Source organism: uncultured Devosia sp. (assembly GCF_964244875.1).
Classification (GTDB): Bacteria; Pseudomonadota; Alphaproteobacteria; order Rhizobiales; family Devosiaceae; genus Devosia.
In genome coordinates, this window is record NZ_CAXTKA010000023.1 from 1 (window position 1) to 16459 (window position 16459).

The 16459-nt window shown below is 62.8% G+C and carries 23 protein-coding genes; 13 read left to right on the forward strand and 10 right to left on the reverse strand.

The genetic code is table 11. The features are described from left to right. Both gpt and ACFE8X_RS17465 read right to left on the reverse strand, forming a co-directional pair. Nucleotides 1–479: xanthine phosphoribosyltransferase (gpt, locus tag ACFE8X_RS17460; protein WP_375452797.1), on the reverse strand; the 479-nt coding region annotated here is incomplete at its 3' end. A 64-nt stretch (nt 480–543) separates the two neighbouring features. Then, nucleotides 544–1311, reverse strand: a complete 768-nt coding sequence (locus ACFE8X_RS17465; RefSeq protein WP_375452776.1) for a competence/damage-inducible protein A — start codon at nt 1309–1311, stop codon at nt 544–546. A gap of 185 nt (nt 1312–1496) precedes the next feature. Between ACFE8X_RS17465 and map the strand changes: the two genes are divergently transcribed. Both map and radC read left to right on the forward strand, forming a co-directional pair. After that, nucleotides 1497–2330 (forward strand): type I methionyl aminopeptidase, encoded by an 834-nt coding sequence (gene map, locus ACFE8X_RS17470; RefSeq protein WP_375452777.1) that lies wholly within the window; start codon nt 1497–1499, stop codon nt 2328–2330. A 44-nt stretch (nt 2331–2374) separates the two neighbouring features. Beyond that, a complete protein-coding gene (gene radC / locus ACFE8X_RS17475; RefSeq protein WP_375452798.1) occupies nt 2375–3085 on the forward strand; it encodes a DNA repair protein RadC in 711 nt (236 codons plus the stop codon). On the opposite strand, the gene ACFE8X_RS17480 is transcribed toward radC, so the two are convergent. The 6 genes from ACFE8X_RS17480 to mce all read right to left on the reverse strand — a co-directional run bounded on the left by ACFE8X_RS17480 (nt 3077) and on the right by mce (nt 7218). Continuing rightward, complete coding sequence (locus tag ACFE8X_RS17480) at nt 3077–4297, reverse strand: GNAT family N-acetyltransferase (protein ID WP_375452778.1); 1221 nt, start codon at nt 4295–4297, stop codon at nt 3077–3079. The two genes, radC and ACFE8X_RS17480, sit on opposite strands and share 9 nt — an antisense overlap. A 138-nt stretch (nt 4298–4435) precedes the next feature. Further along, nucleotides 4436–5176, reverse strand: coding sequence for a cytochrome c biogenesis CcdA family protein (locus tag ACFE8X_RS17485; RefSeq protein WP_375452779.1), 741 nt, complete (start codon nt 5174–5176; stop codon nt 4436–4438). A 281-nt stretch (nt 5177–5457) separates the two neighbouring features. Next, nucleotides 5458–5874, reverse strand: coding sequence for a GFA family protein (locus ACFE8X_RS17490; RefSeq protein ID WP_375452780.1), 417 nt, complete (start codon nt 5872–5874; stop codon nt 5458–5460). Nucleotides 5875–5916: 42 nt separating this feature from the next. Continuing rightward, nucleotides 5917–6381, reverse strand: coding sequence for an SRPBCC domain-containing protein (locus ACFE8X_RS17495; protein WP_375452781.1), 465 nt, complete (start codon nt 6379–6381; stop codon nt 5917–5919). Continuing rightward, on the reverse strand, nt 6378–6707 hold the full coding sequence (locus ACFE8X_RS17500; protein WP_375452782.1) for an ArsR/SmtB family transcription factor: 330 nt from the start codon (nt 6705–6707) through the stop codon (nt 6378–6380). The genes ACFE8X_RS17495 and ACFE8X_RS17500 overlap by 4 nt, the downstream gene beginning before the upstream one ends. Before the next feature lie 106 nt (nt 6708–6813). Then, nucleotides 6814–7218, reverse strand: coding sequence for a methylmalonyl-CoA epimerase (gene mce / locus ACFE8X_RS17505; protein ID WP_375452783.1), 405 nt, complete (start codon nt 7216–7218; stop codon nt 6814–6816). Between the two features lie 120 nt (nt 7219–7338). On the opposite strand from mce, the gene rpe reads away from it, so the two are divergent. The 5 genes from rpe to ACFE8X_RS17530 all read left to right on the forward strand — a co-directional run bounded on the left by rpe (nt 7339) and on the right by ACFE8X_RS17530 (nt 10869). Further along, complete coding sequence (gene rpe, locus ACFE8X_RS17510; RefSeq protein ID WP_375452784.1) at nt 7339–8019, forward strand: ribulose-phosphate 3-epimerase; 681 nt, start codon at nt 7339–7341, stop codon at nt 8017–8019. Between the two features lie 30 nt (nt 8020–8049). Next, the gene (gene purB / locus ACFE8X_RS17515) at nt 8050–9387 is read left to right on the forward strand and encodes an adenylosuccinate lyase (protein WP_375452785.1); all 1338 of its coding nucleotides are present in this window, start codon (nt 8050–8052) and stop codon (nt 9385–9387) included. Then, on the forward strand, nt 9384–9938 hold the full coding sequence (locus ACFE8X_RS17520) for an RBBP9/YdeN family alpha/beta hydrolase (protein WP_375452786.1): 555 nt from the start codon (nt 9384–9386) through the stop codon (nt 9936–9938). Before purB ends, ACFE8X_RS17520 begins: the two co-directional genes overlap by 4 nt. A 55-nt stretch (nt 9939–9993) precedes the next feature. Then, nucleotides 9994–10380 carry a GNAT family N-acetyltransferase gene (locus tag ACFE8X_RS17525; RefSeq protein ID WP_375452787.1) on the forward strand — a complete coding sequence of 129 codons (387 nt, stop codon included), beginning with the start codon at nt 9994–9996 and terminating at the stop codon, nt 10378–10380. A 222-nt stretch (nt 10381–10602) separates the two neighbouring features. Then, a complete protein-coding gene (locus tag ACFE8X_RS17530; protein WP_375452788.1) occupies nt 10603–10869 on the forward strand; it encodes a DUF1344 domain-containing protein in 267 nt (88 codons plus the stop codon). An 80-nt stretch (nt 10870–10949) separates the two neighbouring features. On the opposite strand, the gene ACFE8X_RS17535 is transcribed toward ACFE8X_RS17530, so the two are convergent. Then, the gene (locus tag ACFE8X_RS17535) at nt 10950–11273 is read right to left on the reverse strand and encodes a DUF1476 domain-containing protein (RefSeq protein ID WP_375452789.1); all 324 of its coding nucleotides are present in this window, start codon (nt 11271–11273) and stop codon (nt 10950–10952) included. Nucleotides 11274–11521: 248 nt separating this feature from the next. Between ACFE8X_RS17535 and purC the strand changes: the two genes are divergently transcribed. Both purC and purS read left to right on the forward strand, forming a co-directional pair. Continuing rightward, nucleotides 11522–12286, forward strand: a complete 765-nt coding sequence (gene purC, locus ACFE8X_RS17540; protein ID WP_375452790.1) for a phosphoribosylaminoimidazolesuccinocarboxamide synthase — start codon at nt 11522–11524, stop codon at nt 12284–12286. 21 nt (nt 12287–12307) lie between these two features. Next, complete coding sequence (gene purS, locus ACFE8X_RS17545; RefSeq protein ID WP_375452791.1) at nt 12308–12550, forward strand: phosphoribosylformylglycinamidine synthase subunit PurS; 243 nt, start codon at nt 12308–12310, stop codon at nt 12548–12550. Nucleotides 12551–12710: 160 nt separating this feature from the next. Here the strand turns inward: purS and ACFE8X_RS17550 are convergent, their stop codons facing one another. Then, a complete protein-coding gene (locus tag ACFE8X_RS17550; protein ID WP_375452792.1) occupies nt 12711–12935 on the reverse strand; it encodes a DUF6434 domain-containing protein in 225 nt (74 codons plus the stop codon). 123 nt (nt 12936–13058) lie between these two features. On the opposite strand from ACFE8X_RS17550, the gene ACFE8X_RS17555 reads away from it, so the two are divergent. The 4 genes from ACFE8X_RS17555 to ACFE8X_RS17570 form a co-directional block, all read left to right on the forward strand. Next, the gene (locus tag ACFE8X_RS17555; RefSeq protein WP_375452793.1) at nt 13059–14144 is read left to right on the forward strand and encodes an acyltransferase family protein; all 1086 of its coding nucleotides are present in this window, start codon (nt 13059–13061) and stop codon (nt 14142–14144) included. Between the two features lie 119 nt (nt 14145–14263). Beyond that, on the forward strand, nt 14264–14932 hold the full coding sequence (gene purQ, locus ACFE8X_RS17560) for a phosphoribosylformylglycinamidine synthase subunit PurQ (RefSeq protein WP_375452794.1): 669 nt from the start codon (nt 14264–14266) through the stop codon (nt 14930–14932). Beyond that, nucleotides 14932–15591: a Pr6Pr family membrane protein gene (locus ACFE8X_RS17565; protein WP_375452795.1), complete on the forward strand. Its 660-nt coding sequence runs from the start codon at nt 14932–14934 to the stop codon at nt 15589–15591. Before purQ ends, ACFE8X_RS17565 begins: the two co-directional genes overlap by 1 nt. Further along, nucleotides 15588–16459: AIR synthase related protein (locus tag ACFE8X_RS17570; RefSeq protein WP_375452796.1), on the forward strand; the 872-nt coding region annotated here is incomplete at its 3' end. The genes ACFE8X_RS17565 and ACFE8X_RS17570, both read left to right, overlap by 4 nt.

Below are 16459 nucleotides of genomic sequence, written 5' to 3' on the forward strand. Positions count from 1 at the left end.
TCCCACGGGAAGAAAATCCAGGTGTCCTGGCTGACTTCGGTGATGAAGGTGTCGACCAGTTCGCGGCCCATGGGCTTGGCGTACACTGTTGCAAAGTGTGCGCCGGGGAGCATGTCGCGCACGGCGCGGGCGGTGGCGCCGGTATCGACCAGGTCATCGACGATCAACACCTTGCCGCCGCCGGTCGCCAGGTCCAGGATTTGCTGGCTGATGGGCTTGAGCACCCTGACCGAGCCCTGGTTCTGATGGTCGTAGGATTTGACCGCGACCGATTCCACGACGCGGATATTGAGCTCGCGCGCGACGATCGTGGCCGGCACCAGTCCGCCGCGGGCGATGGCCACCACGGCGTCGAAGCTGTCGATGCCCGTCAACCGCCAGGCCAGGGCGCGGCTGTCGCGATGAAACTGGTCCCAGCTGACCGGGAACGACTTCTGGTTGGGATTACTCACGCGCGTCTCTCCTGCCGGCGCCGGCACCGGCGCGTTGGCGTTCCTATCAAACTCGGCGTCCGGCGCCAAATGCTTCCTCGGGCCGCCTCGATCACGCTTCGGGCGGGGCAATCCCGGCCTTTTCATGAGCCGCCGCGACCATGGCCCGAACCTGCTGCGCCGCTTCCTCCAGCCGGCCCGCGTCCGACGAGCGCAAGACCAGCTCGGTCATCACCCGGTCCTTGCCCATTTGCGGATAGCTGCCCATCTTGACGTCCGGGTACTGGGCCTGCAACTCGCCCAGCGGGCCGCCGACCGTCCCCTCGCCCACCGCCGCCTTGACTGTGACGGACAACACCTTCTTGCCCCCTTGCAGCGTCGGCGCCAGCGCCTCCAGCATGGCGCGCATGATCACCGGCACCCCGGCCATGACATGCACATTGCCGATGCGGAACCCCGGCGCCGCACTCACCGAGTTGACGATCAGGTCGGCGCCCTCGGGAATTCGCGCCATGCGCAGCCGGGCCTCGTTGACCTCGGTGCCGGTGTCCTTCCAGCGCGCCTCCAGCAAGGCCCGCGCCTGCGCATTGATCGGCAGCGCCACGCCGAACGCCTTGGCGATGGCATCGGCAGTGATATCGTCATGCGTCGGCCCGATCCCCCCGGTAGTGAACACATAGGTGTAACGCGCCCGCAAGGCGTCGACGGCGGCGATGATGTCGTCCGTTTCGTCGGACACCACGCGCACTTCCTTGAGCTCGATCCCCAGATCGGTACAAAATTCGGCGGTAGCCCCGATATTGACGTCCTTGGTGCGGCCCGACAGGATTTCGTCGCCGATAACGAGCAGGCCCGCAGTAACCGATGGGGATGAGGTCATGATGCAACCGTTTGGAGGAGGTGACCCATGGATGCCTCCGCCGGCCGGCCGCGTCAAGCAAGCGGCGCCCGATTTGCCTTCCCCTCACCAACGATTTATGCCCTCGCGCAAGCGCTGTGCGGCCGCGACCCTTTCTTTCGCGCCGGCCAGCGATTACCTTCGAGAGTGCCGTTCCGGAGTCTGCCATGATCACCTATGTCGATGCCACGTCCAGGGCCCGCCGCACTGCCGGCGTCATTCCGCTGCATGGCGAAGAAGGCTTTGCCGGCATGCGCAAGGCCGGTGCGCTGACGGCCCTGGCGCTCGACGTGCTGGTGCCGTTCGTCGAACCCGGCGTGCCCACCGCCACCATCGACAAGGTCGCCTATGAATTCGCCCGCGATCACGGCGCCGTTCCGGCCACGATTTTCTACAAGGGGTACCGCCATTCGGTATGCACCTCGATAAACCATGTCGTGTGCCACGGCATTCCCGACGATCGCCCGATGCGCGAAGGCGATATCGTCAATATCGACCTGACCCTGGTGGTCGATGGCTGGCATGGCGATTCGAGCCGCATGTATCCGGTGGGTGAAATTTCGCGCAAGGCGGAGCGGCTGATCGAGATCACCTATGAAAGCCTCGAAGCGGGCCTTGCCGCCGCCCTGCCCGGCAATACGACCGGCGATATCGGCGCCGCCATCCAGGCCCATGCCGAGGGCGAACGCGCCAGCGTGGTGCGCGATTTCGTCGGCCACGGCCTGGGCAAGCTGTTCCACGACGAGCCCAACATCATGCATTTCGGCGTCCCCGGCAGCGGCGTTCCGCTCAAGCCCGGCATGATCTTCACCATCGAGCCGATGATCAATCTGGGCCGCCCGCATGTCAAAATCCTGTCCGATGGCTGGACCGCCGTGACGCGGGACCGCACCCTGTCGGCCCAATGCGAACATTCGATCGGCATCACCCAGACCGGCCACGAGATTTTCACCCTGTCGCCGGGCGGCCTGTTCAATCCCCTGGCCAAGCGGGCCACCTGATGGGCCGCTCCTCGCACGCGGCGCCCGGCGGTAGCCTGGGCGAAATGTCGTCGCTGCCGCTGCAGCCCGATACCGGCAGCCCCGACGACAATGCCGGCCACCGCCAGCGCGTGCGCGAACGCTTTCTCAAGCTGGGTGGCGACGCCTTCGAGGATTACGAGCTGCTCGAACTGGCGCTGCAACTGGTCGTGCCGCGGCGCGATACCAAAAAGCTCGCCAAGATGCTGCTCAAGGAGTTCGGCTCGTTTTCCGGGGTCTTTTCTGCCGGCGCCGACCGGCTGTCCAAAGTGCCGGGCCTGGGCGAAACGTCAGTGGCGCATCTCAAGGTCATCCAGGCTGTCGCTGTTCGCTTCGGGCGCGACCGCATCGCGCTGGAACAGCCGGTGCTCAGTTCCTGGACCGAACTGATCGACTACTGCCGAGCCCAGATGGCCTTTGAATCCATCGAGCAGTTCCGCATCCTGTTTCTCGACAAGAAGAATCGCCTCATTGCCGACGAGGTGCAGCAGACGGGAACGGTGGACCACACGCCGGTCTATCCGCGGGAGGTCATCAAGCGGGCGCTCGAGCACGCCGCCACCGCCCTGATCCTGGTGCATAACCACCCCTCAGGCGATCCGGCTCCGTCCGCGGCCGACGTGCGCATGACGCGCGAGATCAACGACGTCGCCAAGCCGCTGGGCATCACGCTGCACGACCACATCATCATTGGAAAATCCGGCCACGCGTCGCTGCGCGGCCTCAAGTTACTTTGATTTTTGCCCCGCGTGGCGGTGCAGCCACTGCCCTGGCGCGCGCAGCGCCGTGATCAGCTTCTTGTGCCCCTTGATCTGCCGGCGTGATTTCTGGATCACCCGATGTGCCGCCAGCACGGTGCGGCCCCAGGCGCTCAGCGGCACGTAATGGTGCTGCAGCGGGATCTGCACATTGCACCAATGGCGCTTTTCATCGGTCAACCCGGCCCCCATGTCGAACATGGTATAGCCTTGCTCGAACACGCTCTGCATGACCCGCAACAGGCACTGCTTGCCCGGCGAGCCGGCTTGAACCGTCTCATCGTCGCTCATCGAGGAAATCAGGCAGAACATCCGGGTCCCGTGCACCACATTGTAGCGCACCGCGACGATCTGGCCGCCCAGCCGCAACACCTGCAACTGCACCGCTATCCCCGAATTTGCCGCGACGGCCGCGTGATAGAACTCGGTCAGTCCGTCGCGCACGAAAATGTCGCGAATGCCCATGGCCTTGAACCGGGCCGATCGCTGCCGGAACATCGTGTCGATCGTGTCGCGCGCGTCGTCGCCATTGCGCGAGACCTCGAAGGTCACCTGCCCCAGGGCGTCCAGCCGGTCGCCCTGCTGGCGATCGTGCTTGCGCCGCGATTTGCTGCGCTGCACCCGCTCGCACTCCGCCCAGGACGCGAACTCGGCGCGATAAAGCGTTTCCACCGGCAGCGCCACGCCCAGCTCATCGAACAGGCCGGTTCGGCCGCCCACCCGGCCCGGAAGCCAGCGCAGATAGATCAGGTCAGCCCCGGTCAACCGCGCCGTCATTCGGGCCCACAAAGCCTTGCGGCCCACCGGGCCCAGTTGCTCCAACCGCTCCAGGTTCGCGATTGGCGCATAGCAGCCGACATTGGAGCCGGGGAACCACGACAGCAGCCGCACGCCGCGCGTCCTGCGGCGCCGCAATGGCAAGAGCGCCACGGGCTCTCCATCGACGCTGCCAACAATGTAGGTTTGATCGCAACTCGGCAGGCGTCGATTTTTCACCCACAGCGCGATGAAGTCATAGCTCTGGCCCGGTGACTCCACGCCGCTTGCTTCAAGTAAGCGCCAACTGGCCTCGACATCCTCGATACGGTTGGTCATCAGGACGCTGATATCGGCCGCGACCTGTGTGACCTTGGCCCCAATGCCGGTCGCATCCACTGACGGATGCTGCAGCGCCGCAGTCCCCGAACCCATATTGCACCCGTGGTGATATCCCTCGCGGCCACCATGCGAATAATCGGTAAACCACGCCTTAGCATAGCGCGCCCGATTGCCAAGACGTCCGATTAATCTGCATACGGTTAAAGGCGCGCTATTGCTCGGCCGGCAGCGCTAGCCGAAGCTTTGCAACACCGGAAAGCTGTCCTGGAACCAATAGGACAGGCGCGAAAAATTGCCGGTCAGAAACAGCAGGCCGGCGACCACCAGCAGCCCGCCCATGACCCGTTCCACCACCAGCAGATGCCGCTTGAAGCTGTTGAAAAACGTCAGGAACGGCCCGATGGCAATGCCCGCCAGGAAAAACGGCACGCCCAGGCCCAGCGAATACACCCCCAGCAGCGACGCGCCCTCCAGCGAGGTTTCCTTGCTGGCCGCTATGGACAACACCGTCGCCAGCACCGGCCCGATGCAGGGCGTCCAGCCGACCGCAAAGGCCAGCCCCAGCAGGAACCCACCCAGGGGGCCGCTGGCGACCCCAGGCCCGTTATGGCGAATTTGCCGGTCCAGCAGCCCGATTCGATATACCCCGAGAAAATGCAGGCCCATGGCGATGATCAGCAGACCCGCTACCGGGGTCAGGACCGGCAAGGCCTGGCGGAACGCCTGCCCGAACGCTGTCGCCGTCGCCCCCAGCGTGACGAACACCACGGCAAAGCCCAGGATGAAAAACACCGAGGTCACCATGACCTTGCGCTGCAGCGCACCCGGCGTGACGCCTTCGCCGCGCAATTGCTCGAAGCTGGCCCCGCTCATATAGGTAAGATAAGGCGGCACCAGCGGCAACACGCAGGGGCTGAGAAAGCTCAAAACCCCAGCCCCGAACACGGCAGTCAGCGAAAACTCCACTTGCACGACGCTCCACGCAATTGCTCGCCCTGTTTAGTCCCACCCGGCCACAAATCAATGCGCGCCACTGCCACATCCCCCCTTTGTGAAACCTTCGGCTAGAAGACGTCCTTCAAGGCCTTGGGGCCCATCGCGTACATTTCCCGCAGAGTCATGCCTGCTAAAGCGGGAACCCATTCTTTGCCGGCGCAAAGCCAAGACTGGTTTCTTACTCTTACGGGGATGGAGCCGTGAAAGCGCAACGCACCCTCTTCCGCGCACCGCCGCCGCAAGGTAACAGAAATGGTTTACATCGCCGGCATCTTCTCGAATTTCGGCAGGGCCGGATCGAGCTGGTCCCAGGCATGGCCGCGCATCGTGTATGTCACCATCTGCGGCCTGTATCGGCCTGGATCGTCAAGGCTCGCGGCGTGAATGGTGAACAGGTCCGGCATGGCCGAAAAGGTCAGATAGACCGGCGATCCACAACTACGGCAGAAGCCGCGCGTCTTGACGTTCCCGCTGTCGCCGACCATGTCCCAATGCGCCGCTTCGCCCTCAAGCGTCACCGCTTCCCGGCTCGGAAAGGTCAGGTAGGACCCGTGCCCGGTGCCGCTGATACGCTGGCAATCGCCGCACTGGCAGTCGTTCATCACAATCGGCTCAGCCGATACTTCATAGCGGATCGCGCCGCATGCGCATCCGCCAGTATAGGGTTTGCTCATATTTATACTCCAAGTGACGCAGCATCGGCGACGAAATTTCTGTCAGTCTTTTTCGTCAACGATACTGGCAATGTTGACGACGACTTTTTTCCAGCCTTCGCTCATGTTCTGGAAGGCGGTATCATTTCTTGGCAGCACAAAGCCGGAATGGACGAGGCGAAGGCGCGTGCCGCCTTCGATCTTGGACAGCATGAACGTGACTACGGTATCGAGCCGTGAGCCGTATCCGACATTCTCCTCGTGCCCGCCGGTCCAGGCATAGACGAGACGCTCGTTCGGCTTTACCTCCAGCACCTGGCAGTGAATGGTCCCGTCCCACGCGCCGGCCGCTTTGGTCTGGTAGGTGAAGCGTTTGCCTTCCACCGGCTCGAAGCCAGTCGGCATCATCAGCCAGCGGCCCATCAAGCTGGCCGTGGTCAGCGTTTTCCAGATCGTCTCCGGTGCATGCGGGAAAATTTCGTCAACCAGGATGTCCTGGGTGTCCGGCTTCAAGGCGACGTCATTCATGGATCAATTTCCTTCAGCAGTATTCGAAGACTGGCAAAGCGTTCGCCCCAAAAGACGTTGTAATGGCCCATCCAGTCGACCAGGGGCGCAAGGCCTTCCGGCTGGGCGCGATAATAGACCTTGCGGCCCTCTGGGCGCTCGGCAACGAGGCCGGCCTGCTTGAGGGCCTTGAGGTGTTGAGAAATGGCGCCCTGCGTCACGCCGCTGCCGCGCGTCAGCTCGACAACCGTGATCTCTTCGGAACCGACAAGCCGCTCAAGCAAGGCCCGCCGTGTCGGATCGGCCAGTGCGCGCAGGACAATGTTGATGGAAGCGGCTTCTATCATGAAAAAACAATAGCATCTGCTAATTGATGAGTAAAGACTAATGTTATTGATGGCGAGGCAATGTGCTCCGCTGTGGCGTAAGACTGCACAATCAGGTCGCGGCCACCTAAAACTCTTCCAGTTCGATCAGCGTCCCGTCGAAATCCTTGGGGTGCAAAAACACTACCGGCCGGCCGTGTGCCCCCGTTTTCGGCACCCCATCGCCCAATACCCGCGCCCCGCCCCCGACCAGCGTCGCGACAGCAGCGGAAATGTCGGGGACCTCGAAGCAGATATGGTGCATCCCACCGCCCGGCGACTTGGCCAAGAACCCGGCGATCGGCGAATTGTCTCCCAGCGGTTCCATCAGTTCCACCATGCCGTTGCCGGTGTCGACGAACGCGACGGTCACGCCATGCTCCGGCAATGTCTGCAACGGCCCGACGCTTGCACCGAGCAGGTCGCGATAGCGCGCCGCCGCCTTAGCCAGGTCGGGCACGGCGATGGCGATGTGATTGAGACGCCCGATCATTGGCCCCGACCTCCTGCGTTGCAGCCACTTTTCCCCCGCCGGCCCTTGTCGTGTCAGGAGCGGGGCGCTATGGCAAGGCGCTTACCTGTTCCGCCCCATCCGTGTGCCAGCGAGGGCAAAATGACCAGCCGACCGATCCGCATCGCGCCCTCGATTCTCTCCGCCGACTTCAGCCGGCTTGGCGAGGAAATCCGTGCGCTTGACGCTGCCGGCGCCGACTATTTCCACGTCGATATCATGGACGGCCACTTCGTCCCCAATATCAGCTTCGGCCCCTCGGTCATGCAATCGATCCGCAAGCTGACCACCAAGCCTTTCGACGTGCACCTGATGATCGCGCCCATCGATCCCTATATCGCCGCGTTTGCCCAGGCCGGCGCCGACAGCATCACCGTTCATGCCGAGGCAGGCCCGCACCTGCATCGCTCGCTCCAGGCCATCCGGGCACTGGGCAGGCGCAGCGGTGTTGCCATCAACCCCGCCACGCCCTTGTCGGCCATCGAGCATGTGCTCGACGACATCGACCTGCTGCTGGTCATGAGCATCAATCCCGGCTTTGGCGGCCAGACCTTCATTCCCCACGCCATGGAAAAAATCCGCCAGGCCAATGCCCTGGTCGGCAATCGCCCCATCGAGCTTGAAGTCGATGGCGGCGTCACCGCCGACAATGCCCGCGCGCTGGCCGAAGCCGGCATCAATGTTTTTGTGGCAGGCACGTCCATTCTGGGCGGCAATGACGTGACCACCTACGCGCCGCGAATCGCCGCCCTTCGCACCGCAGCATCCACCATTTCTGCCTGACTCGATTTCTGAACCGCAAGGCCCAAGCCCATGATTCCGCGCTACTCCCGCCCTGAAATGGTAGCCATCTGGTCGGCTGAAACCCGTTTCGGCATCTGGTTCGAAATCGAGGCGCATGCCACCACCAAGCTGGCCGAACTCGCCGTGGTCCCCGCCGCCGATGCGCAGCGCATCTGGGATGTGATGAACGCCCGCAAGGCGCAGTTCGGCGATTACCATTTCGATGTTGCGCGCATCGACGAGATCGAGCGCACCACCAAGCACGACGTTATCGCCTTTTTGACCCACTTGTCCGAGATCGTCGGCCCCGAGGCCCGCTTCGTGCATCAGGGCATGACCTCCTCGGACGTGCTCGACACCACGCTGTCGGTGCAACTGGCCCGCGCCGCCGATCTGATGCTGGCCGATATCGATGCGCTGCTGGCCGCCCTCAAGCGGCGCGCCCACGAGCACAAGGACACCATCACCATCGGCCGCTCGCACGGCATCCATGCCGAACCGACGACCTTCGGCGTCAAGCTGGCCGAGGCCTATGCCGAATTCACCCGCGCCCGCACCCGCCTGGTCGCCGCCCGTGCCGAAATCGCCACTGCCGCCATTTCCGGCGCCATCGGCAGCTTCGCCAATATCGATCCATCGGTTGAAGCTTATGTCGCCGAACAACTGGGCCTCGTCGTCGAGCCGGTCTCCACCCAGGTGATCCCGCGCGACCGCCACGCCATGTTCTTTGCCACGCTGGGCGTCATCGCCTCCTCGGTCGAGCGCGTCGCCGTGGAAATCCGCCACCTGCAGCGCACCGAAGTGCTCGAGGCCGAGGAGTTCTTTGCCCCCGGCCAGAAGGGCAGTTCCGCCATGCCCCACAAGCGCAATCCGGTACTGACCGAAAACCTCACCGGCCTAGCCCGCCTCGTGCGGGGCATGGTGACCCCCGCGCTTGAAAACGTTGCACTCTGGCACGAGCGGGACATTTCCCATTCCTCGGTGGAGCGCATGATCGGCCCCGACGCCACTATCACCCTCGATTTCGCCCTCGCCCGTCTCACCAGCGTCATCGACAAGCTGGTGGTGTATCCGCAAAACATGCGCCGCAACCTCGACCTGCTCGGCGGCCTGCACAATTCCCAGCGCGTGCTGCTCGCCCTCACCCAGGCCGGCTATTCCCGCGAAGACAGCTACGCCGCCGTGCAGCGCAACGCCATGAAGGTGTGGCAGATGGACGGCGACCGCGCCGGGGCCTTCGCCATCAACCTCAAGGCCGATCCCGAAATCACCCTGTCCGACAGCCAGATCGATGCCATGTTCGACGATGCCTACCACCTCAAGCACGTCGATACGATCTTCGGGCGGGTGTTCGGCGAAACGCCATGAAAATCTCGCAAGCCGATATCCTGATCCTGCCGGGTCTTGGCAGCGCCGCGCCGGGCCATTGGCAGGTGCGCTGGGCCGAGCGCCTGCCCCACGCCGGCATTGTCGAGCAGGCCGATTGGGACGAGCCCGCGCTTGACGATTGGGTCGATACCATCGCCACCGCGATCATGCTGGCGACGCGCCCCGTCGTGCTGGTGGCCCATTCGCTGGCCTGCATCGCCGTGGCGCACACGGCGCCGCGCCTTGCCGACACCAAGGTTCGCGGCGCCTTCCTGGTGTCGCCGCCCGATGTCGAATTGCATCCCGACGCTCCCGAGGCGACCTGGCCATTCCGCCCCATCCCGCGTGCGCCATTGCCGTTTCCGTCCATGCTGGTGGCGTCTTCCAGCGATCCCTATTGCACCATCCACCGCGCCGTGGAATTTGCCACCTGCTGGGGCTCGGACTTCCACCAGGCCGGCGACGCCGGCCACATCAATGTCGCTTCCGGCCACGGCCCCTGGCCCGAGGGCCTGATGATGTTCACTCGCCTGATGCAAAGGCTCAAATGAGAATCCTGCCCGCCGGCGACCAATTGATCGAGGCCCTCCCGTCACCGGACGATTTTTGCGCCCTGCGCATCGCCGCCGGTCTCAGCCAAAGTCACTCGAGGCCGCTCGGCTCGGCCTGCCCAATAGCTGGCACAGCGTTACCATTCTGCATCAAGGCACCTTGATTGGCATGGGGCGCGTCATTGGCGATGGCGGCACTGCATTCCAGATCACCGACATGGCCGTAAACCCAGCCCATCAGGGCAAGGGAATCGGCAAAGCCATCATGGCCAACCTGGTAGGGCGCCTGCGCAGCCACGCACCCAAAAGCGCCCATGTCAGCCTGATCGCCGATGGACCGGCGCAGCATCTTTATGCCCGACGGCTTCGCCCCGACCGCCCCAGCCTCGATCGGCATGTATCTCTCGCTGCCTTGATCACATCGCGCAACGCCGAGGCGTAGATCAGCCGCCATCCCGCCACAAATCCGCCCCGCTTCCAAAATTGCGGCAGATTTGTTCCTTACCGGAATTAAATATCCTTAAGTTGAGAACGGCCCCCGCCGCGCCTAAGCCTGATGACGCGGGTTTGAACCACGCCGGCCGATTTTCGGCGACGCGACGTGATCCGAAAACCGGCAACCTGTCCGGATGCGAAGTCACCGGATGTCTTCATGGAGACAAAAATGCGCAAGTTCCTCGTTCCCGTCGCTATCGCCCTGATGCTCGGCAGCTCCGGCATGGCCTTTGCCGCCACGACCACGCCGCAATCGATCACCAGCACGGTCAAGGCGTTCGACGCCAAAACCCATACGCTGACGCTGGCCAACAATATTGCCTATGCGTTGCCGGCGACGTTCATGAACCCCAACCTCAAAGCGGGGCAGAAGGTCACCGTGAAATGGGAAATGGACGGCGCCAAGTACAAGGCCGATAGCGTCGTCATCAACTGATCCACTGCGTCAAAGACACGAAGGGGAGCAGCCATCAAGGCGCTCCCCTTTTTATGCGTCCCTGCGGCGTCAACCGCGACTTAGCCTTCGGCGGCGATCTGCTCGTTGGCCAGAATCGCCAATTGCTGCATTTTCTGGCGAATCACCTCGTCGCCGATCGCGATATTTTTCGCCTTGAGATCGGCACTGACCTTGCGGAACACGTCCTCGTCGCCCGCTTCCTCGAAATCGGCGGCCACCACTTCGGCGGCATAGGTCTTGGCATCGTCCCCGACAAGGCTCAGCAATTCGGCGGCCCAGATGCCCAATAGCTTGTTGCGGCGCGCTTCCGCCTTGAAGCGCTTTTCGGCATCGAATGCGAACTTGGCTTCCTGACCCTTCTTGCGATCGTCGAATCCGCTCATCTGTTTTGCCCCTCGGCTCTGGGTTGACGCGTTCTGGCGTGTTCGCCCAGCACATAAGGTGTTGCGCCCGCCAAATCAACGGCGCTCCAACCCTGCAACTTTATGCGTCCACCGCACCAAACAGCCACCTCGGAGAGGGCTGCCATGGCCTCGGCAAGAGTGAAAGAGCTTGCATTTTCGTGCCAATCTGGCGCATGAAGCGGCCAATTTCTCACCCCTGACACTCCTTCATTGATACGGACAGACAGATGAACCGTCGGCGCAGAATCTATGAAGGCAAGGCCAAGATCCTGTTCGAGGGTCCCGAGCCCGGCACTTTGGTTCAGTATTTCAAGGACGACACCACCGCGGGCGACGGCGCGCGCCATGAAGTTCTCGATGGCAAGGGCGTGCTCAACAACCGCATTTCCGAATTCATCTTCACCAAGCTCAATGGCCTGGGCATTCCGACTCACTTCCTCAAGCGCCTCAACATGCGTGAACAGCTGATCAAGGAAGTCGAGATTATCCCGCTCGAAATCATCGTGCGCAACATCGCCGCCGGCTCGCTGGTCAAGCGCCTGGGCCTTGAAGAAGGCACCCAGCTCCCCCGCTCGATCATCGAATTCTGCTACAAGGACGATGCCCTGCACGATCCGATGGTGAGCGAAGAACACATCACCGCCTTCGGCTGGGCCACCCCGGCCGAACTCGACGACATCATGTCCCTGGCCATTCGCGTCAATGACTTTCTCTCCGGCCTGTTCATGGGCGTCGGCATCCAGCTTGTCGATTTCAAGATCGAGTGCGGCCGCCTCTATGAGGGCGACATGATGCGCATCGTCCTGGCCGATGAAATCTCCCCCGATTCGTGCCGGCTGTGGGACATCAAGACGCGCAACAAGATGGACAAGGACCGCTTCCGCCAAAATCTGGGCGGCGTGGTCGAAAGTTATCGCGAAGTCGCCCAGCGCCTGGGCATCCTGGTCGAAACCGACAACGCGCTGACCACCGGTCCGCGCCTGGTTCAATAACCGTCTCTTCAGGATAATCGCATGAAGGCGCGCGTCACGGTCACGCTGAAAGCTGGCGTTTTGGACCCCCAGGGCCAGGCCATCGAAGGCTCGCTGAAAAGCCTTGGCTTTGCCGGAGTGGCGGCAATCAGGCAGGGCAAGGTGTTTGACCTTGCCCTCGAGGGAACCGACGAGTCTGCTGCACGTTCCCAGGTGACCGCAATGTGCGAGCGCCTCCTCGCCAATACGGTCATCGAAAACTACGCGATCGAAATATCTCATTAAGATCTAATTGCCATAACTCGATGCGCGCTGATCACTAGCGCCGGACCATATCGCCATGCTTAAAACCGTTTCCCTTTCGGTCATGTTCTTCGCCACCATGGCCCTGCTCTTTGCCGCTTATGCCTCGGTTCCCGTCTGACGCAACGGCGCGCCATACCGCTTAACGGCGCGCGCCCAGCCGAGCCCTCCGCGTCCACTCGTCTGCCACATCCCCCATGGTCTTGGCCGATCCGTCCTTGATCCACGCCATGAAGGCGCGGTCAAACACGAACGCCTCGCCACACTGCGCAGTCAGGAAACGCCGGACGTTCTGGGTATTCCGGTAGGTCGGCGTCACCACCGTGTCGCGATCGATCGGGTTGGCGTGCCAGTCGAAGCCTTTCATGTCTGTTCCCTCGCTTTGCTAAAACTTGAGCAGTTAAGCAAATCTCTTAAGCCTGACCACAGGTCCTTGTCCCCACGACAATAATGCCGCGCTATTGTGCCGACGAACTGTGCGGAGTGCGGCATGTCGGAACCAGCAAATCGGCTGCAATGGGTGGACATGGCCAAGGGCCTGTCAATCCTGCTCGTGGTCATGATGTATTCGGCGTTCAGCACCGGCGAAGATACCGGCGGCATCGGCATCCTGCATTGGGTCATCGGCTTTGCTACCCCGTTCCGCATGCCAGAATTTTTCATGATCTCCGGGCTGTTCCTGCCCCTGGTCATCGCCCGCGACTGGAAACGCTACGCCGATCGCCGCGTCGTGCACTACCTTTATTTCTATACGCTCTGGGCGCTCATCCATATCGTCTTCAAAGAAGCGCTGATCGCCCGCGATCCCGCCACCGCCGTGAGCTACATCGCCTGGGCCATCATCGAGCCCTATGGCGTGCTGTGGTTCATCTACCTGCTGGCGGTGTTCAGCGCCGCCACCAAACTGCTGCACTATCTGCGCGCGCCTCATTGGGCGGTCCTCGCGGTCGGCGCCATCCTGCAGATGTCCGCAATTCACACCGGCAGCTACATCATCGACCAGTTCGCCGCCTATTTCGTTTATTTCTACGCCGGCTACGCCCTTGCACCCCACATCTTCCGCCTCGCCGACTGGGCCGGTCGCAACGCCTGGCCAACCACCGCCGTCCTGCTCGTCTGGGCCCTCGCCAACGCCGCCCTAGTCTTCTCCCCCGGCTACGAAATTGCTCCCGGCCATGTCACCATGGGCCTCGCCGCCCTGCCCGGCATCCATCTGGCGCTCGCCACCATCGGCACCGTGGCGCTCTGCCTGCTCGCCGTGCTCCTCGCCAAACTCTCCTTCATGAACTGGCTGCGCTGGCTCGGCTCCAAATCGCTGATCGTCTATCTGGCTTTCGTTCTGCCTATGGGCATCGTGCGCACCATCCTGCTCAAGCTCGGCATCGTCACCGAGGTCAGCGCTCTCAGCATCATCGTCATGATCGCTGCGATCGCCGCGCCGCTCATCCTCTATTGGCTGGTCGAACGCACCGGCTGGTGCAAGTGGCTGTTCGAGCGCCCGTCATGGGCCCATTTTCCCGGTACGCTTGGTGCAAAAGCATCACGCGACACGACGGCGGCGGCGCCGGCGGAATAGCACCTTCCTATTCCTCTCCCCGTCGGGGAGAGGGTGGGGGAGAAGAACAAGAGACCCTTGCCTTTTTGCCCAAGACTCACGACAAGACCCTCGCAACTCCCCCATGCGAGGAACAGCCGATGAAATCCGCGGTCATCGTCTTCCCGGGCCTCAATCGCGACCGCGACATGATCGCGGCGCTCACCAAGATTTCCGGCACGGCCCCAGCCATAGTCTGGCATCAGGATGCCGACCTGCCGGACGTCGACCTCATCGTCATTCCCGGCGGCTTTTCCTATGGCGATTACCTGCGCTGCGGTGCCATCGCTGCCCGCTCCCCGATCATGGACCGCGTTCGTGCCCGCGCCGAGGCCGGCGTCAAGGTGCTCGGCGTTTGCAATGGCTTTCAGATTCTCATCGAAGCCGGCCTGCTGCCCGGCGCCTTGATGCGCAATACCAGCCTCAAATTCGTTTGCCGGCAGGTACGGCTGCAAGTCACCAATGCCGACACCGCCTTCACCCGCGGCTACACGCAGGATCAGGTGATCGACTGCCCGGTTGCCCATCATGACGGCAATTACTTTGCCGATGCCGAAACCATCGCCCGTCTCGAGGCCAATGGCCGGGTGGCGTTCCGTTACGCCGAAGGCACCAACCCCAACGGATCGATCAACGACATCGCCGGCATTCTCAACGAGCGCAAGACCGTCCTCGGCCTCATGCCGCACCCAGAAAACCTGATCGAAGCCGCCCATGGTGGCACCGACGGGCGCGCCCTGTTCTCCGGCATGCTGGCTCAGGTGGCCTGATGGACCCCCGCGCGCCGGTCGACCCGCGCAAGCTGCTGACCTGGCTCGGCCTTGCCGTGGGAATTGTCGCGCTGGTCCTGCAATTTGTCCTGTCGATGCAGGCCTATGCCGCCATCGGCAAAGATATTCCCGGCGGGTTGGGCACTTTTCTGGCCTTCTACACCATCCTCACCAACATCGTCCTGGTGCTGGCCTATCTGTCGGCAGTCACCGCGTGGCCGTGGCTCGATCTCTTCCGCCACCCTGTCACCCGCGCCATGATGGCCGCCAATATCGCCCTGGTCATGCTCTACGTCTATTTCGTGCTGCGGTTCCTGGTGACGCTCACCGGCCTCGACCAGCTTGCCGATACGTTGCTGCACTATCTGGGCCCAGTGCTGTACATTCTGTGGTGGCTCGTCACCCAGAAGCATGGCAGCCTCAAATGGTCCAACCTGCCGCTGATGCTCGCGCCCACCCTGGTGTATTTCCTCTACATTCTCGCCCGTGGTGCCTGGGTCAATGAATACCCCTACCCCATCCTTGCCGTGAACAAGATCGGCTACGGCGCCGTGTTCCTCAACGCCCTCGCCATGCTCGTCGCCTTCGCCATCCTGACCGCCATCGTCATCGCCCTCGACCACCTCCTTGCCCGCCTATCCCGGACAAATCCCGTATGACCTATCAAAACCACATTGCCATCACGCCCAAACTGGTTGCCGATCATGGCCTCAAGCCGGAAGAGTTCGACAAGATTGTCGCCCTGATCGGCCGGCAGCCGACCTATACCGAGCTTGGCATTTTTTCGGCGATGTGGAACGAGCACTGCTCCTACAAGTCCTCCAAGAAGTGGCTCAAGACCCTGCCGACCACCGGCGCGCGCGTGATCCAGGGGCCCGGCGAGAATGCCGGCGTGGTCGATATCGGCGACGGCCAGGCAATCGTCTTCAAGATGGAATCACATAACCACCCTAGCTTCATCGAACCCTATCAGGGCGCGGCCACCGGCATGGGCGGCATTCTGCGCGATGTCTTCACCATGGGCGCCCGCCCCGTTGCGGCCATGAACGCGCTGCGCTTCGGCGCCCCCGACCACGAAAAGACCCGCCATCTCGTTTCGGGCGTGGTCGCGGGCATCGGCGGCTACGGCAATGCCTTCGGCGTGCCTACAGTGGGCGGCGAAGTCGAGTTCGACGCCCGCTACAACGGTAACATCCTGGTCAACGCTTTCGCGGCGGGCCTCGCCGATACCGACAAGATTTTCTATTCCAAAGCCGAAGGCGTGGGCCTGCCGGTGGTTTATCTCGGCGCCAAGACCGGGCGCGACGGCGTCGGCGGGGCCACCATGGCCTCGGCCGAATTCGGCAACGACATCGAGGAGAAGCGCCCAACCGTGCAGGTCGGCGACCCCTTTACCGAAAAGCGCCTGCTCGAAGCCTGCCTCGAACTCATGGCCACCGGCGCCGTCATCGCCATCCAGGACATGGGCGCGGCGGGCCTCACCTGCTCGGCCGTGGAAATGGGCGCCAAGGGCGACCTCGGCATCGA

Bases quoted from the DNA above. Each gene is read 5' to 3' on its own strand.
- map (WP_375452777.1), top strand. From the start codon at position 1,497: ATGATCACCTATGTCGATGCCACGTCCAGGGCCCGCCGCACTGCCGGC.
- ACFE8X_RS17480 (WP_375452778.1), bottom strand. From the start codon at position 4,297: ATGGGTTCGGGGACTGCGGCGCTGCAGCATCCGTCAGTGGATGCGACC.
- ACFE8X_RS17530 (WP_375452788.1), top strand. From the start codon at position 10,603: ATGCGCAAGTTCCTCGTTCCCGTCGCTATCGCCCTGATGCTCGGCAGC.
- rpe (WP_375452784.1), top strand. From the start codon at position 7,339: ATGACCAGCCGACCGATCCGCATCGCGCCCTCGATTCTCTCCGCCGAC.
- ACFE8X_RS17465 (WP_375452776.1), bottom strand. From the start codon at position 1,311: ATGACCTCATCCCCATCGGTTACTGCGGGCCTGCTCGTTATCGGCGAC.
- purQ (WP_375452794.1), top strand. From the start codon at position 14,264: ATGAAATCCGCGGTCATCGTCTTCCCGGGCCTCAATCGCGACCGCGAC.
- ACFE8X_RS17520 (WP_375452786.1), top strand. From the start codon at position 9,384: ATGAAAATCTCGCAAGCCGATATCCTGATCCTGCCGGGTCTTGGCAGC.
- ACFE8X_RS17535 (WP_375452789.1), bottom strand. From the start codon at position 11,273: ATGAGCGGATTCGACGATCGCAAGAAGGGTCAGGAAGCCAAGTTCGCA.
- ACFE8X_RS17500 (WP_375452782.1), bottom strand. From the start codon at position 6,707: ATGATAGAAGCCGCTTCCATCAACATTGTCCTGCGCGCACTGGCCGAT.
- mce (WP_375452783.1), bottom strand. From the start codon at position 7,218: ATGATCGGGCGTCTCAATCACATCGCCATCGCCGTGCCCGACCTGGCT.
- ACFE8X_RS17565 (WP_375452795.1), top strand. From the start codon at position 14,932: ATGGACCCCCGCGCGCCGGTCGACCCGCGCAAGCTGCTGACCTGGCTC.
- ACFE8X_RS17495 (WP_375452781.1), bottom strand. From the start codon at position 6,381: ATGAATGACGTCGCCTTGAAGCCGGACACCCAGGACATCCTGGTTGAC.
- ACFE8X_RS17550 (WP_375452792.1), bottom strand. From the start codon at position 12,935: ATGAAAGGCTTCGACTGGCACGCCAACCCGATCGATCGCGACACGGTG.
- ACFE8X_RS17490 (WP_375452780.1), bottom strand. From the start codon at position 5,874: ATGAGCAAACCCTATACTGGCGGATGCGCATGCGGCGCGATCCGCTAT.
- radC (WP_375452798.1), top strand. From the start codon at position 2,375: ATGTCGTCGCTGCCGCTGCAGCCCGATACCGGCAGCCCCGACGACAAT.
- purC (WP_375452790.1), top strand. From the start codon at position 11,522: ATGAACCGTCGGCGCAGAATCTATGAAGGCAAGGCCAAGATCCTGTTC.
- purB (WP_375452785.1), top strand. From the start codon at position 8,050: ATGATTCCGCGCTACTCCCGCCCTGAAATGGTAGCCATCTGGTCGGCT.
- purS (WP_375452791.1), top strand. From the start codon at position 12,308: ATGAAGGCGCGCGTCACGGTCACGCTGAAAGCTGGCGTTTTGGACCCC.
- ACFE8X_RS17555 (WP_375452793.1), top strand. From the start codon at position 13,059: ATGTCGGAACCAGCAAATCGGCTGCAATGGGTGGACATGGCCAAGGGC.